Origin of the sequence: Anaerocolumna sp. AGMB13020 (assembly GCF_033100115.1) — a bacterium.
Classification (GTDB): domain Bacteria; phylum Bacillota; class Clostridia; order Lachnospirales; family Lachnospiraceae; genus Anaerocolumna.
Genome location: NZ_CP136910.1, coordinates 861,260 through 876,966, shown reverse-complemented (window position 1 = coordinate 876,966; position 15,707 = coordinate 861,260). Strand labels below are relative to the sequence as shown.

Genomic DNA, 15,707 nt, shown 5'->3' with positions numbered 1-15,707 from the left:
AGTGTCTGGGAACTACAGCAGTCAGGTAATAGTCTGGGGAATAATTGCAAGATAAAAATCGATGAGGAGGTTATAGTATGTTACACAAAAAGTTATTGGAACGTGGTAATCAACGCTGGCTTGGGAAAAGAGGCAGGAGTTTTTTTAAGGGTGCTATCGTTACTGCAGCCATTCTTGGAATTCTTTCAACCTCTTTTATGCCAAGTAATTACACCAGTGCTTCACAAATAGCGCCAACAAGTACGGACACCTATCAGGATAGATTTTTAGAATTATGGGGAGATATTAGCGATCCTGATAATGGTTATTTCAGTCCCCAGGGGATTCCTTATCATTCTATTGAGACGCTGATTGTGGAAGCACCGGATTACGGTCACGTAACTACCAGTGAAGCAATGAGCTATTATATGTGGCTTGAAGCCATGTATGGCAAATTCACCGGAGATTTTTCAGGCTTTAAGAAAGCCTGGGATGTAGCAGAGACATATCTCATTCCTACGGAAGCAGACCAGCCTAATTCCAGTATGAGCAAATATAATGCCAGCAAACCGGCAACTTATGCTCCGGAATGGGAATTAACAAGTCTTTATCCCGCACAGTTGGATTTCAATGCGGCAGTTGGAAGTGACCCAATTAACAATGATCTTGTATCTACCTATGGAACAAATACGATTTACGGTATGCACTGGCTCTTGGATGTGGATAACTGGTATGGTTACGGCAGCAGGGGAGACGGCGTATCCACACCATCTTATATCAATACCTTCCAAAGAGGCAGAGAAGAGTCCACCTGGGAAACCATTCCTCAGCCTAGCTGGGATGCTATGAATTTCGGTGGGAGAAATGGTTATCTGGACTTGTTTACCGGAGACAGCAATTATGCATCACAATTCAAATACACCAATGCACCCGATGCAGATGCCCGTGCCATACAGGCAACTTACTGGGCAGATCAATGGGCAGATGAAGCTGGTGTAGATCTTGGCTCCTATAAAGGCAAAGCCAGTAAAATGGGGGATTATTTAAGATATTCAATGTTTGACAAATATTTTAGAAAGATCGGTTCGCCTACTGTGGCAGGAACTGGTTACGATTCTGCTCATTATCTGTTGTCCTGGTATTATGCATGGGGTGGTGGAATAAGCTCCAACTGGGCCTGGAAGATAGGCAGCAGTCATAATCATTTCGGTTATCAGAATCCGATGGCAGCTTATATTCTTTCAGAAGAAGCTGATTTTAAACCTGCTTCTGCCAATGGTGCTACGGATTGGGGTGTAAGCCTTGACAGGCAGCTGGAATTCTATCAGTGGCTGCAGTCCTCAGAGGGTGCCATTGCAGGCGGTGCAACCAATTCAAACAAAGGACGTTACGAAGCCTGGCCGGCAGGAACAGCAACCTTCTACGGTATGGGATATGAAGAGAACCCTGTTTATGCTGATCCCGGCAGTAATACCTGGTTTGGTTTCCAGGCATGGTCTATGCAGCGTGTTGCAGAATTGTACTATAAGACCGGTGATACCAGAGCAAAAGCTATTCTGGATAAATGGGTAAGCTGGATTAAAACGGTTGTTCAGTTAAACAGTGATGGAACTTTTGCTATTCCAAGCAATATTGACTGGAGTGGTCAGCCGGATACCTGGAATGGAACCTATACCGGTAATTCTAACCTTCATGTTACTATAACCAGTTATGGCACTGATCTTGGTGTAGCAGGTTCTTTGGCTAATACCTTATTGTATTACAGCAAGGCCTCCGGCGATGATGAAGCGAGAGTAATCGCCAAGGAACTTTTGGATCGTATGTGGAATCTGTACAGAGATGACAAGGGTCTGGCAGCTCCGGAGTCAAGAGCAGATTATAACCGCTTCTTTGATCAGGAGGTATTTGTTCCGGCAGGCTGGACAGGTACTATGCCCAATGGCGACGAAATCAAACCCGGTATAAAATTCCTTGATATCCGTTCCCAGTATAAAGATGATCCGGATTACCAAAAGGTACTGGATGCCTATAATAATGGAACAGATCCAGAATTTTATTATCACCGATTCTGGGCACAATGCGATATTGCAATTGCTAATGGTGTGTATTCTATCCTCTTTGGTGAGGATAGTGAGCCGGTAGATAATTCAACAATTACACCGGTATCAGCTGCATTTGATAAGAATACACTGAATCAGGCAGACATTTCGGTTAACCTGAGTTTAAATGGAAATACCTTTACAGGAATCAAAGATGGAAGCACTTATCTGACACAGGGTACGGATTATACCCTTACAGGTGATGTTGTAACTCTTAAGAGAGAGTATCTTTTAGAAAAAGAAGTTGGCGAATTAAAGCTGACCTTTGATTTCAGCAAAGGGGTGGATCCTGTCCTTACAGTGACAATCCGTGATACCACACCAAGCGGCTCCATTACACCGACAGCTGCAAGCTTTGATAAACATCCTGATAAGCAGGCGAATGTAGTTGTAACCTTAACCACGGCAAACCATACACTATCGGCTATTAAGATAGGAAGCAAGGTGTTAGCAAGCGGCACGGATTATACGGTAAGCGGAGGCACAGTTACGCTCCGTAAAGAAGCATTAGCCACCTTACAGACCGGAGTGTACAGCGTTGTCTTCGACCTCAGTGCCGGAATAGACCCTGTTCTTACCCTGACCGTAACAGATTCCTCTGTTGCAGTTGGTAATATTAAAGTACAGATGTTTAATGGAAGCACTTCTGCACAGACAAATGGTATTTCACCTAAAATTAAGCTCTACAATACCGGAAGCACAAATGTGAAACTTTCTGATGTTAAGCTTAGATATTATTATACCATTGATGGTGAAAAAGCTCAGAATTTCTGGTGCGACTGGTCAAGTGCCGGCAGCGGCAATGTAACGGGAACCTTCGTAGCCCTGCCAGCTCCTAAGACTGGAGCAGATTATTATCTTGAGATTGGGTTTACCAACGGAGCAGGTGAACTGGCTGCAGGAGCTTCCATTGAAGTTCAGGCAAGATTCTCAAAGAGTGACTGGACGAACTATACACAGACAGGCGATTATTCGTATAATGGAACAGCTAATAATTATGCAGATTGGTCAAAAGTAACCGGATATATTTCTGGTAGTCTGAAATGGGGAGTAGAACCGTAAATTTTTGTAATCATTTTTATCTATTAGTAATATAGATTTAAAATTGTTCCGGGGTAGTAAGTTATTACCCCGGAGCAAAAAACAGAGAATAAAGGTGTATCTGCAAATCTGGTTATAACAGGTTACATAGTCTGTGGATATGCCTCCAAAATAATAAGGGGGTTATGATATGCGTAAGTTGACTAGTCTCTTTCTTATCGTTTGCCTGTTAGCAGCAGGTTTTGTTACAGCAAAACCAGTGCAAGCGCAAACGAATTATAATTATGGGGAAGCTTTACAAAAAGCAGTAATGTTCTATGAGTTCCAACGTTCGGGAGATCTGCCTGATACGATCAGAAACAACTGGAGAGGGGATTCCGGTCTGACTGACGGAGCAGATGTTGGACTTGATTTGACAGGCGGCTGGTATGATGCAGGGGATCATGTGAAATTCAATCTTCCTATGGCTTATACCGCTGCTATGTTAGCCTGGAGTGTTTATGAATCAGAGGATGCACTGCGTCAGAGCGGTCAGCTTGATTATCTGTTAGAGGAAATTAAGTGGGCAACAGACTATCTGATAAAATGCCATCCCTCCGCAAATGTTTTCTATTACCAGGTAGGTAACGGCAATACAGATCATTCCTGGTGGGGACCCGCTGAAGTAATGCAGATGGCACGTCCCTCCTATAAGGTGGATTTAGCGAATCCCGGTTCCTCTGTAGTTGCAGGTGCTGCTGCTGCCTTAGCTGCAGCCGGTGCCATATTTGCAGACAGTAATCCCACCTATGCCGCTGAATGCATCCGTCATGCCAAAGAGCTTTTTGCTTTTGCTGATACTACAAAGAGTGATAAGGGGTATACCGCAGCAGATGGTTTCTACACCTCATATAGTGGTTTCTATGATGAACTTTCCTGGGCAGGAACCTGGATATATCTTGCAACAGGAGATACTGCATACCTGAATAAAGCAGAATCTTATGTACCCAATTGGGGGACAGAACCTCAGTCTACTACAATAAGCTATAAGTGGGCTCATAGCTGGGATGATGTACATTATGGTACTGCAATCCTTCTAGCAAGAATAACGGATAAGGCTATTTATAAGACAGCATCAGAAATGCATCTGGATTTCTGGACTACCGGTTATAACGGAAATAGAGTATCTTATACACCGAAGGGTCTGGCTTGGCTGGATTCCTGGGGAGCACTGAGATATGCTACTACTACAGCTTTCCTGGCAAGTGTATATGCAGACTGGTCAGGCTGCACTGCTGCCAAAGTCAGTACTTATAAGGCTTTTGCCAAACAGCAGGTAGATTATGCATTGGGAAGTTCCGGACGCAGTTTTGTGGTTGGTTATGGTGAGAATTCACCTACAAGACCGCACCATAGAACCGCTCACAGTTCCTGGGCTGACAGTCAGACGGTACCTACTTACCACAGACATACGATTTATGGTGCTTTGGTTGGTGGTCCCGGAAAAGATGACAGCTATACCGATGATATCGGAAACTATGTAAATAATGAAATTGCATGCGATTACAATGCAGGATTTGTAGGTGCTCTTGCCAAACTATATGATGAATATGGCGGAACTCCCATAGCTGATTTTAACGCTGTTGAAACAGTGACCAACGATGAATTCTTTGTTGAGGCCGGAATCAATGCTTCCAGCAGTAATTTTATTGAAATTAAGGCCCTGCTTAACAACCGTTCCGGTTGGCCTGCCAGAATGGGAGACAAGCTGTCCTTTAAGTATTTTATCGATATCAGCGAAGCTGCAAGTCTTGGATATAAGGCTTCTGATTTCACAGTAACCACTAATTATAATGCTGGTGCGGTAGTATCTAAATTACAGCCATGGGATGAAGCAGCGAATATTTATTATATCAATGTAGACTTCACCGGAACAAAGATCTATCCTGGCGGTCAGTCTGCTTATAGAAAAGAAGTACAATTTAGAATTGCTGCTCCCGCGGCAGTAACCTGGAATAATGCCAACGATTTTTCCTATTCAGATTTAGGTGGTGTAACATCCGGTAGTACGGTTAAGACCTCTTATATTCCTGTGTACGATGCTGGTGTAAAAGTATTTGGAAATGAGCCGGGAAATACAGTGGATAGTTCCACAATTACTCCGGAAACGGCAGCCTTTGACAAATATCTTCCGTCAAATATTAATGTGACTGTGAATTATAAGAATAATACCCTTAATGCAATTAAAAATGGAACTGCAGCACTGGTAAAGGGAACTGATTATACAGTAAGCGGAAATACCGTAACAATAGCTTCTTCCTATTTGTCAACTCTTAATACCGGAACAGCTAAGCTGGTATTTGACTTCAGTGCAGGTATGGACAGAACCCTGAGTGTTACCGTTACTGACTCCTCACCGAGTGGAACAATCTCCATAACACAGGCGCAATTTGATAAGGATACACCTAATCAACAGGATATAGCTGTGGATCTTACTTACAATGGTAATATCTTAAGCGGAATCCGAAACGGCAATACGCTGCTGACAAGCGGAACAGACTATACAGTGTCTGGTAACACGGTTACGATTTTAAGCTCTTATCTGGCTTTAAAACCTCTTGGTAAGCTTGAGCTTACTTTTGATTTTAATAAAGGAAATGATCCGGTACTCACGGTTACGATTATTGACAGTTCAATCGTTGTAACAGGAAATGTCAAGGTACAGATGTTTAACGGAAGTAATACGGCTGTAACTAACGGTATTTCTCCCCGATTTAAGATTGTAAACACCGGAACCGAAAGTATCAATCTCTCCGATGTGAAGTTAAGATATTATTATACCATTGACGGAGAGAAAGCACAGAACTTCTGGTGTGATTGGTCTTCTGCCGGAACTGCCAATGTAACGGGAACCTTTGCTAAGCTGGCAACAGCTAAAACAGGGGCCGATTATTATCTGGAAATTGGATTTACGAGCGCAGCAGGTACACTGGCAGCAGGAGCTTCTGTTGATGTACAGGCGAGATTCTCAAAAAGTGATTGGACCAATTATACTCAGACCGGTGACTATTCCTTCCAGGAATCCGGTTCCAATTATACTGATTGGAATAAGGTAACAGGATATGTTGGAGGCAGTCTGGTTTGGGGAATTGAACCCTAAATTGATTTCCCTTTAGTATTTGAATAATATAATAGTAAATCGATTGAAGGTATTTTATATTAATCGGGTAATAGTGATGCCTTGTATAGTATAAGATAGGCTATGGTATGATATGGAATAAACCTTTGAACTGGTTTAACAGTTTGAAGGTTTATTCTTATTCCTGGACTCAGACGTTACCATGTCAAAGGCATATAACCGTCTTGCAGAGGACGGATTTGTAAAAGTGTGTCTGAAAACTCATTACTGTTCTGATTGCCTTCTTTTCGGTATTCTGCTTTGCAATTTGAGGAACGTAACACCACTACGTCCCCAAAATTGTGCCTTGCTGTTTTTTGCAAATTGCTTTCACTGGACCTCCAGCCTGGCACAAGCTGATTTCAGAAATACCCTAAGAGAAAAGAATTGAAATGTGAATTAGAGTGATTTATAATCAGAGCATTGATAAGGAGCAAGATGTATTATTAACCAGTTATTCGCCTGGTGAATGCATTATACCTGATATTTTGTGCTGTCAAAGCAGCAGATGGAGGACTATATGATTTATACCGTAACTTTAAATCCATCCTTGGATTATATCGTCACTGTTCCTGTATTTACACCGGGGATGGTAAATAGAACGACAGAAGAAATGCTGTATCCTGGCGGAAAAGGTATCAATGTTTCCCTGGTACTTAAAAACCTGGGAATTGAGAGTACTGCTATTGGATTTATTGCAGGATTTACAGGGGAAGAGTTGACGAATAGATTAAGAAAATATGGTATTTGTACAGAATTTATACAAGTGAAGGAAGGACTTACAAGAATCAATGTAAAAGTGCGTTCGGAGCAAGAAAGCGAGATAAATGGAAAAGGACCACTGATAAGCAAAGGTGAATTGAGATTGTTATTCAACTTCTTAGAGACATTACAGGAAAATGATATATTGGTACTTGGCGGCAGTGTACCAGAATCGATTCCGTCTACTTTGTATATGGAAATTATGAAGAACTTAAGGGGAAGAAATATTAAAATTGTAGTAGATGCTACCAAAGACCTGCTTTTGAATGTACTGAATTATAATCCTTTTCTAATAAAACCCAATCATCATGAACTTGGTGAAATCTTTGGGAAAAAATTGATAACAAAAACAGATGTAGTTGAGTATGCCGGCAGGCTGAAAGCTATGGGAGCACAAAATGTACTGGTTTCCATGGCTGGGGACGGGGCTGTTATGATTACAGAAACCGGGGAGGTCTATGAGACAAATGCGCCTAAGGGGATTGTTAAGAATTCCGTGGGAGCAGGTGACTCCATGGTTGCAGGATTTCTGGCTGGATATCTGAAAACGAAAGATTATAAAGAAGCATTTAAAATGGGCGTTTGTTCAGGAAGCGCAAGTGCTTTTTCAGATGGGATGGCTAAACTTGAGGAAGTATTCGCTTTAATGAAGGATGGTTGTTTTGATGAGCAGACCCTTCTCCTAGACAAATAAATTGTAATAATATCCATATAATGGTATATTAATATTGGATACTGTTCACAAAAATTAAAATTGCCTGGAGAAGGGGAATTTCAATATTTCTACTTGATGTTGAGAAAAATAATCTTATAGAAACTGCATTTTTCTTTTGTGTAATATCCATCAAGCCAGTCAATTACCTTAAGTAAAGAAGGAGTATTTTCGTGATAAAATTTAAGGTGACATTTACTGTGCTGTTTATATGCGTTTGTCTGACCAGCTTTTCTGGTCACAGTAAGAAGAATGAGACTATAAGAGAAATAAATCGAAATTGCAATGTACCCTTTGCACTGACATTACCGGAATCAGCGCTGAAGAACATAAAGGAATATTCGAGGATAGGTGGATTTGGGGGTTATTTGCTGGAAAACGAAGACGTCTCTGTTACTATAAGTGGTTATCCTGATTGTTTAGATAAATATCATGTAACCGGATATCAGATTAAAACACCAAAATACATCTTTATGGGACTTCAGGTTGGATGCTCCCTTGAGGCTGTAGACGAAGTTATGAGTCAAAAAGGATTTATGATTTCAACCGAAAGCGGCTGTTGGAAGGAATATGTAAAAAATGGTGTAAGAATAGGCGTTAGTTTAAAAGATAAAGTTGTTAGTATTTTTCATATAGCAGTGGATGTAACGAATAAAAAAGATGTTTCCTTTTAAATTTAACATTGTGTAATGCCAACTAATTATAATAATTCACAACAAACAGGAGGACGCAGGCTGAGTCTAGTCTGAATTTAAGAATAAATAGTTGAAATAAGGATTATAAGCACACATCCTAGAAGAGGAGCTTATGAAGCAAATTGCAATCATATCTGATACGCATGGTCTGCTGCGGGAGTTTGTTATAAAGGAAATTGTGGCGGCTGATTGCTTCATCCATGCGGGTGACATCAACACACCATACCTTCTGGAGACATTGCAGCAGCTTGGAGAGACCTATGTGGTACGTGGTAACAATGATAAGGATTGGGCAGAGGACTTGCCTAAAAGTATAACGGTCACTATTGAAGGCGTGAGCTTCTTCATAGTTCATAACAAGAAAGATATTCCATCGGTCTTAACTGATGTAGACGTGGTAGTTTATGGACATTCCCATAAATATTCGGCCGAAATCATGAATGGCGTATTATTTCTCAATCCAGGCAGCTGTGGGAAACGACGTTTTGATTTGGATATCACGATGTGCCGTATGACGGTGGACGCCGGGTATTATCAGTATGAAAAAGTTACGATTCCTCAGGAAATTTCAAAATAGAAATTTTAGACGTTGTAGGGATTTTGCCAAAAATTCACTTTAAATTGATTGGAGTATAAAAGTAAATGGATATCAAAGAATTTTGGAAGACAGTGCTGAAACAAGAGGCGGAAAAACTGAGATCTTTTTTTAAAGATACCGCTTATGTAAATTGGCATTGTACAAATGAGCATTTTTCGGTAGAGGAATATATAAGAGCAAATTGCGAATACCCCGGAGCTTGGGAGGGTACGATTGAAAGGACAGAGATGGCAGGTAATATGATAATTACAGCTGTAAAGGTCTTTTCTACTGATAATGAGGTATCTTGTCATGTGGTATCTTTTATTGAATTAGAGGATGATAAGATAATTGCAATGAATGAATATTGGGGTGATGATGGCATCGCACCGCAATGGAGACTGGAGAAGAACCTTGGAACGGTGATAAGCTAAGCTGACTTACCTGAGTTGAAAAGACAGGTTATAGGATTTATCCACAAAGAAAGGATTAATGAAAATGGCAGCAATAACATCGGTACAGGATACGATAAATGCATTAAATGCTATATTTGAAAAGCATAAAAATGAAAGAATCTGTGTACTGGGAACTACCTGTTGCGGTAAGACCACACTACAGGAACAAATACCGGGAACGATTGACATGGATGAGGTACTGTGGCCGCAATTATCAAAAGAAGAGGAAGCTTATATCTGTACGAAACCATGGACAAAAGAAATTGGGGATTTTACAAACAGACTGGTGAAAGAAAGAGTAACAGTAAAGGCCGGACATCCTATATTCTCTTTGATTCTTTTGGAGTGTGAAGTGGTTGTGTATCTGGATATAAGTGACGAGTTGCTTACTGAACATTGTAAAAAAAGAGGAAGTGTTTTCAAGGATGCTAAGAATGTTAAAGATGCAATAGAAAATACATGGAATAGTCAACGGAAAAATAAAAATCTGGTGTTTTACTATTTGAACATTACAGAATAATCAAGTTGAACAACACAATATAGTACTGAGTGATTTGAAAAGCTTAATTTATGATTGGAAGATAACGGATATGGAACATAATCATTTTAAAATGAATATTAGCTGTGAAGACCTTGAATGGTTATATGTACCAGATGTTTTATATAAGGAATATGACACCTGCAAACGTTATCTGCAAATGTTTATTCCGTATAGACATCATTGGAAGGAAAATGAAAAATTCCCGTTAGTTGTATTCATTCCAGGTTCGGCCTGGTACAGGCAGGAAATGTATAACAGTATTCCAAGTTATTCGAAACTGGCGGAGAGAGGGATAGTAACTGCGGTTGTACAGTATAGAGAATCGACAATTGCTCCTTTTCCGGCACAGGTACATGATATAAACTATGCTGTACAGTTTCTAATGGAAAAAGCAGAAGAATTTCATATTGATACGAGTAATATATCTATTGTTGGTAATTCCTCAGGGGGACATCTGGCACTGATGACTTCTTTGATGAAAGCACATGGAATCATTAACGGTGACTATAAAATAAAAGGGGTTATTGCAGAGTCAGCACCCTCTGATCTTATGCTATGTGCGGCAGAAGGTATACCTGATTGGATGCCGAAAGACTTTAGGCCGACCACTGATTTGCTGGGAGTAAAACAAATCGATGAGAATCTGGGTTTAGCTAAACAGGCATCATGTGAAATGTACATTACCAGAGATGTTGCGATACCGCCTGTTTTATTGATTCACGGTACAGATGATTGCCAGGTTAATATTCAGCATAGCAGACAATTATTTAATCAATTAAGAAATTCAGACAAAGACGTTCTTTTTTATGAACTAGAGGGCAGTGACCATGGAGGACCAGAATTTTGGTCTAAAGAGGTTATGGATATCGTGAGTTCATTTGTTTACCGGCTTTCATAGAGCAAGCAGACGAAGGGCTGGAAAATCGTTTAATTTTTGGAAATCCTATCGTTATACCCAAAGATTGCAAAGAGTTCGGTATTCATAAAAAAATGTGGTTAGATAGTGAATTGAAAGCGTAAGAGAATTTAAAAGTGCTTACAGGAATTCCTGCAAAAGAAGCCTTTCTTGATAATGAACATCAGACAAGAAAGAGATTCAAGCATTGAAATCAAAGTATAAACAGGGTAGTTTATATAACTGCCCTGTAGGATTATAAACGAATTTCAAGACTTGAAAAATAAATTGTTTATGAAAGTAGATAATTAAAAATTAATATTCACTATATCACGCCTTATGAAGTCCAGGTGGCTTGGAGAAATTATAGAAAGAATGCAAATACCAGTAAAGGTATCAGCAGCAGAACATTCACTGCTGTAAAGACTGCCAGGTAATAGAAAGGCCTGGAGGGTTTAAGGGCAGCATAAAACTTAAAGGAAATCAGGCTTGCCAAAGATGCAATTAAAGTACCAAGACCGCCAATATTGGTTCCAAGCAGGAGCTGTTGGTATTTGTCCGTAAAGCCTGATAAGAGAACTGCAGCAGGAACATTACTGATAACCTGGCTGAGAAGAATACCTGACAAGAGCTCTCTTTTCCTGATAAATGAAGTCAGAACGGCATGAACGGAAGGGATATGCTCAAGGTTACCCACAAACACAAAGAAACAGACAAAGGTAAGCAGCAATCCATAATCGGCTTTCATAATAAGTTTTCTATCTGTAAAAAGTAGTATTAGGAGCAATACCACCAGTGTCAGCCTGTAATCCAGCACATGAAAGACCGTAAGAAGACTGAGCAGAAATAGTAGTAGGTAGATGAAGAGCCGCTTTTTCTGTGTTATAACCGGGACTTCTCTCTCCACAGGCATTATAGGTTGTTTCCTGCTGATGAAAGAAAACAGCACCAGCATTATCAGACCAAGCAGGCAGATGGGAAAAGTAATTTGAAAGAATTCACCGGGGTTTATGTGGAAATAAGAATACAGATAAAGATTCTGCGGATTTCCAAGGGGTGTTAACATACTCCCAAGATTTGCTGCAGCGGTCTCCAATACAATAGTATAAACCAACCTGTCCGTAAGATTAGAAGCGGTAAAGATTATTATGGTAAAAGGAACAAAGGTTATAAGTGCCACATCATTAGTAATCAGCATAGAAGAGAAGAAGCACAGCAAGACCAATATCAGACAAAGTGTTCTGGAATTTTTGAAACGCGGTATAATACTCATTGCCAGCCTGTCGAAAAAGCCAATGCTTTTTAAGCCTGCCACAGCAGTCATTAAGCAGAAAAGCAGTGCAAGAGTACGAAAGTCGATGTATGATATGTAATCTATAGAGGGTGGGACAAAGCACATAGTAATCAAGGCAGCAAGGGCGGAAATTAGTAGAACGGCTTCGGATTTTATGAAGCCTTTAAGCTTTTTCATAGGTTAATATTCTCCAGTCAGCGAAAAGTATTAGTAAAATATAATATTGGTTATAGATTACCGAAGATTATTATAAGCCCAGCTTTAGATTCTATCAAGAAATATTTATTGCTACAACAATTCAAACTCATTTTTATGGAATTTCAGTATTCCTTCATCTCTTAACCGGCCCAGTTCACTGGACATGGCACTTCTGTCAATGCAAAGATAATCTGCTAATTCCTGTCTGTTGTATGGAATGATAAATGCTTGATTTTTTGAATTCATTGCCTGTGTAGACAGATAGGAAAGTAATTTTTCTCTAATGGAGCGGCTGGATATATGATCGATCTTCTGCATTAGCATTACGTTTTTATTTGCAAGAATCCGTACCATGTTACCGGTTAAAACAGAATTATAATTGCAGGGGGAAGTATGTGTCTGAAGAATTTGGCGGCAGTCAATAAAGAGTATGCTGGCATTCTCGGCCGCTACTACGCTGACAGGTAGTTTAGTTATTGCTGCAAAAGAGAAGGACTCCGCAAACATATCCGATACCGACATTCTGCCTATTATAGTTCGGTTACCCCAATAATCCTCCTTTATTACTATAACGCTGCCTTTTAAAACGATACCGATTTCATGAATAGGATTACCTGCCCTTAGAATATAGTCGTCTTTTTGATAATCCTTCTCTCTGGCATCGAGACAGGAAAGCATAGAATCAAACTCTTTTTCCTCAATACCCGTGAACAAGGAATTTTGCTTTAATATTTCAATTTTATCCATACTATAATTAACCTTTCCTAAAAAAAATATTTCTATGTCTGTTGGCTTATTATAAAAATTAATCCAAGTGAGGTAAAATCTTTTATAAAGATCATCATAAAAAATCATTCATAAAAATCATTCATAAAAATCATTCATAAAAAATCATTCATAAAAAATCATTCATAAAAAATCTCTCATGAAAATCTCTCATAAAAAATAAAACTATGATAACAATAAATCCTCTTATTAAGGATTTTGCAAAGTTAGATTAATAAATGAGTGCATTATGTTGTAATTGCAACAGACAGTAGTTCCAATAGTAGTATATGATCGAAATGTAAGTAAATCAAAATTTTCTCACAGCTTCCTTGCAACAGGTAAACTATCATTACCTGGAGAATGGTTCGACCAAATATTAAAACAGTCTATCATTAAATTAAGATACAAGTAACATACTATATAAATCCACAATAAAACGCAATGAAGCTTAAAAGCATAGAGCAGTTTGAGAAGCTGCAAACTTAACAGTTTTATGCCGCAGAAAGCGGCGGAAGGAGAGATAACGATGTCAGCACAATATTTAAAGAACATTGATTTTGAAAACATACTGCACTTGGAAGAATTGGTTGCTTATCAGACAGGACAGGTAGTAAGCCGTACGCTGGTGCAGAATAAATCTGTAGGCGTCACCTTATTTTCTTTTGATAAAGGAGAGCAGATCAGCACCCATGCTTCCACTGGAGATGCGATGGTCAGTATCCTCACCGGAGAAGCCCTCATTACAATAGGTGAAAAGGAATATAGTCTGTCTGCCGGAGAGACCATTGTTATGCCAAACAATATACCTCATGCCGTATATGCCAAAGAACAATTTAAGATGCTGCTTACAGTAATTTTCCCATACCAATAAAATATCAGTCCGCTGGGCTTGGTGAAGGAATTACATTATTCTGATAGTTTAATCCCCAATCATATATGGATTTAATAATCGGGGTCATGGACAAACCAAGCTCAGTCAATTCATATTCCACCCTTGGCGGAACTTCTGCATAAACCGTTCTCTTTACGATACCGTCTTTTTCTAACTCACGTAGTTGTAGCGTAAGAGTGCGGTGAGTTACCTTTGTCATGAGCTTCTGAAGCTCATTGAATCTTTTTTTACCCCCCAATAAACGAAAAAGAATAATTCCTTTCCATTTACCGCTTATAATATTTAAGGTGGTTTCTACAGGGCAGGGTCTGTCAGAACATTCCCCGGCTTGAAACTGCAACATATTTACTCCTCTTTTCTGAACGAAAGCACACATCTCAATGCTTACATACTGCCAAACATACGGTTCACTTGATTAAGTATCAGCTATTTGCACGGATACTTATTGTCATCATTTGGTATTGGAATCCACTAGGTGTTCCTATGCCGAACCTCAGGATAAAGCATCTGATTTATAATAAGTAAAATATAGGCTAGACAGTACTTGTTCTTTCTATGTTAATAGTATAAAAAGTATACTAAGGCTACTTGTTGTATATTATATATCAAAAATGTGCGTACTTCAATATGGTATTTGAATGTGTTATAGTGTCCTCATAAAATATTCATAAAAGAAAGAGGTAATTATAATGAATGATAAGAACCAGCAGATTCTGGATGCAATCCAAAATCGTTATGCCTGTAAAAAGTTTGACAAAGACAGGATTATTTCTGAAGAAGATTTTAATACCATATTAGAAGCAGGAAGATTATCTCCCAGTTCCTTTGGGTTTGAGCCCTGGAAATTCCTTGTAATACAGAAGGAAGAAGTAAGAAACAAATTATTACCTGTTGCCTGGGGAGCTCAGAACAGTTTAAAGGGAGCCAGCCATTTTGTTATTTTACTGGCACGTCGTGGAAAAGATGTGGTATCTGATGCAGATTATATCTGGAATATAATGACTGAGGTACAGAGATTACCAGAAAATATCGCTTTGCAGAAGAAAGAATTCTTTGGAAATTTTCAGAAAAATGATTTTAAGCTTCTGGAGAATGAAAGGACTGCTTATGACTGGGCTTCCAAACAGACATATATAGCTCTTGCCAATATGCTTACAACAGCAGCATTTTTAGGAATTGATTCCTGTCCTATTGAAGGTTTTAACATAGAAGCAGTAGAAAAGCTGTTAGAAGAAGAGAATATTCTTGATTCAGAACATTTCGGTGTATCTTTGATGGCAGGTTTTGGTTACAGAGCGCAGGAGCCAGGTGTTAAGACCAGACGTCCTCAAAGTGAAGTTGTTCAATGGGTGTAAGAATAGCAGAGATGAGAAAAAGCTGCTGTATCCTGCAGCTTTTTCTCATATTCGGCAATATGTTTCTGCACTTCTGATTTATCTAAAAATTTGATTCATGAAAAAATATACCTGAATGCTCAATGTTCTAGTTCTAGTGATCTTGTCATGTGCTCCCGCAAGCTTTCGATTATTCCTGGAAGCTCTTATGTTAAGTTTTCCCACTGATGTTCCATGCTCTTCAAAATTCAAATTTTTTCTATTAACAAGAAGATATTTGCTGGAAATCAGGATTCAGTGATTTCCGG

13 protein-coding genes are annotated in these 15,707 nt (G+C 39.4%); 10 read left to right on the top strand and 3 right to left on the bottom strand.

Annotated elements, in window-relative coordinates; all coding sequences use genetic code 11:
• Nucleotides 1-77 precede the first annotated feature (77 nt).
• The 8 genes from R2R35_RS03690 to R2R35_RS03655 all read left to right on the top strand — a co-directional run bounded on the left by R2R35_RS03690 (nt 78) and on the right by R2R35_RS03655 (nt 10,916).
• Complete coding sequence (locus tag R2R35_RS03690; RefSeq protein ID WP_331670214.1) at nt 78-3,140, top strand: glycoside hydrolase family 48 protein; 3,063 nt, start codon at nt 78-80, stop codon at nt 3,138-3,140.
• Nucleotides 3,141-3,309: 169 nt separating this feature from the next.
• Nucleotides 3,310-6,258 carry a glycoside hydrolase family 9 protein gene (locus tag R2R35_RS03685; RefSeq protein WP_317733146.1) on the top strand — a complete coding sequence of 983 codons (2,949 nt, stop codon included), beginning with the start codon at nt 3,310-3,312 and terminating at the stop codon, nt 6,256-6,258.
• A 538-nt stretch (nt 6,259-6,796) separates the two neighbouring features.
• Nucleotides 6,797-7,732 (top strand): 1-phosphofructokinase, encoded by a 936-nt coding sequence (gene pfkB, locus R2R35_RS03680; protein WP_317733145.1) that lies wholly within the window; start codon nt 6,797-6,799, stop codon nt 7,730-7,732.
• 191 nt (nt 7,733-7,923) lie between these two features.
• Nucleotides 7,924-8,424, top strand: coding sequence for a hypothetical protein (locus tag R2R35_RS03675; protein ID WP_317733144.1), 501 nt, complete (start codon nt 7,924-7,926; stop codon nt 8,422-8,424).
• A 133-nt stretch (nt 8,425-8,557) separates the two neighbouring features.
• The gene (locus R2R35_RS03670; RefSeq protein WP_317733143.1) at nt 8,558-9,022 is read left to right on the top strand and encodes a metallophosphoesterase family protein; all 465 of its coding nucleotides are present in this window, start codon (nt 8,558-8,560) and stop codon (nt 9,020-9,022) included.
• Nucleotides 9,023-9,087: 65 nt separating this feature from the next.
• On the top strand, nt 9,088-9,456 hold the full coding sequence (locus tag R2R35_RS03665; RefSeq protein ID WP_317733142.1) for a nuclear transport factor 2 family protein: 369 nt from the start codon (nt 9,088-9,090) through the stop codon (nt 9,454-9,456).
• Nucleotides 9,457-9,520: 64 nt separating this feature from the next.
• Nucleotides 9,521-9,997, top strand: a complete 477-nt coding sequence (locus R2R35_RS03660; protein WP_317733141.1) for a hypothetical protein — start codon at nt 9,521-9,523, stop codon at nt 9,995-9,997.
• Between the two features lie 70 nt (nt 9,998-10,067).
• Nucleotides 10,068-10,916 carry an alpha/beta hydrolase gene (locus tag R2R35_RS03655; protein WP_317733140.1) on the top strand — a complete coding sequence of 283 codons (849 nt, stop codon included), beginning with the start codon at nt 10,068-10,070 and terminating at the stop codon, nt 10,914-10,916.
• A gap of 361 nt (nt 10,917-11,277) precedes the next feature.
• On the opposite strand, the gene R2R35_RS03650 is transcribed toward R2R35_RS03655, so the two are convergent.
• Together R2R35_RS03650 and R2R35_RS03645 are read right to left on the bottom strand one after the other, a co-directional pair.
• Nucleotides 11,278-12,384: an SLC13 family permease gene (locus R2R35_RS03650; RefSeq protein WP_317733139.1), complete on the bottom strand. Its 1,107-nt coding sequence runs from the start codon at nt 12,382-12,384 to the stop codon at nt 11,278-11,280.
• 111 nt (nt 12,385-12,495) lie between these two features.
• On the bottom strand, nt 12,496-13,152 hold the full coding sequence (locus R2R35_RS03645; protein ID WP_317733138.1) for a Crp/Fnr family transcriptional regulator: 657 nt from the start codon (nt 13,150-13,152) through the stop codon (nt 12,496-12,498).
• Nucleotides 13,153-13,699: 547 nt separating this feature from the next.
• Here R2R35_RS03645 and R2R35_RS03640 point away from each other — a divergent pair.
• Nucleotides 13,700-14,044, top strand: coding sequence for a cupin domain-containing protein (locus tag R2R35_RS03640; RefSeq protein ID WP_317733137.1), 345 nt, complete (start codon nt 13,700-13,702; stop codon nt 14,042-14,044).
• A 4-nt stretch (nt 14,045-14,048) separates the two neighbouring features.
• Here R2R35_RS03640 and R2R35_RS03635 read toward each other — a convergent pair whose 3' ends face one another.
• On the bottom strand, nt 14,049-14,408 hold the full coding sequence (locus R2R35_RS03635; protein ID WP_317733136.1) for a winged helix-turn-helix transcriptional regulator: 360 nt from the start codon (nt 14,406-14,408) through the stop codon (nt 14,049-14,051).
• A gap of 346 nt (nt 14,409-14,754) precedes the next feature.
• On the opposite strand from R2R35_RS03635, the gene R2R35_RS03630 reads away from it, so the two are divergent.
• A complete protein-coding gene (locus tag R2R35_RS03630; RefSeq protein ID WP_317733135.1) occupies nt 14,755-15,420 on the top strand; it encodes an NAD(P)H-dependent oxidoreductase in 666 nt (221 codons plus the stop codon).
• The last annotated feature ends 287 nt before the right edge of the window (nt 15,421-15,707 follow it).

Excerpts from the sequence above, each read along its gene's own strand:
- R2R35_RS03690 (WP_331670214.1), top strand. The coding sequence starts at position 78 with ATGTTACACAAAAAGTTATTGGAACGTGGTAATCAACGCTGGCTTGGG.
- R2R35_RS03685 (WP_317733146.1), top strand. The coding sequence starts at position 3,310 with ATGCGTAAGTTGACTAGTCTCTTTCTTATCGTTTGCCTGTTAGCAGCA.
- pfkB (WP_317733145.1), top strand. The coding sequence starts at position 6,797 with ATGATTTATACCGTAACTTTAAATCCATCCTTGGATTATATCGTCACT.
- R2R35_RS03670 (WP_317733143.1), top strand. The coding sequence starts at position 8,558 with ATGAAGCAAATTGCAATCATATCTGATACGCATGGTCTGCTGCGGGAG.
- R2R35_RS03665 (WP_317733142.1), top strand. The coding sequence starts at position 9,088 with ATGGATATCAAAGAATTTTGGAAGACAGTGCTGAAACAAGAGGCGGAA.
- R2R35_RS03660 (WP_317733141.1), top strand. The coding sequence starts at position 9,521 with ATGGCAGCAATAACATCGGTACAGGATACGATAAATGCATTAAATGCT.
- R2R35_RS03655 (WP_317733140.1), top strand. The coding sequence starts at position 10,068 with ATGGAACATAATCATTTTAAAATGAATATTAGCTGTGAAGACCTTGAA.
- R2R35_RS03650 (WP_317733139.1), bottom strand. The coding sequence starts at position 12,384 with ATGAAAAAGCTTAAAGGCTTCATAAAATCCGAAGCCGTTCTACTAATT.
- R2R35_RS03645 (WP_317733138.1), bottom strand. The coding sequence starts at position 13,152 with ATGGATAAAATTGAAATATTAAAGCAAAATTCCTTGTTCACGGGTATT.
- R2R35_RS03640 (WP_317733137.1), top strand. The coding sequence starts at position 13,700 with ATGTCAGCACAATATTTAAAGAACATTGATTTTGAAAACATACTGCAC.
- R2R35_RS03635 (WP_317733136.1), bottom strand. The coding sequence starts at position 14,408 with ATGTTGCAGTTTCAAGCCGGGGAATGTTCTGACAGACCCTGCCCTGTA.
- R2R35_RS03630 (WP_317733135.1), top strand. The coding sequence starts at position 14,755 with ATGAATGATAAGAACCAGCAGATTCTGGATGCAATCCAAAATCGTTAT.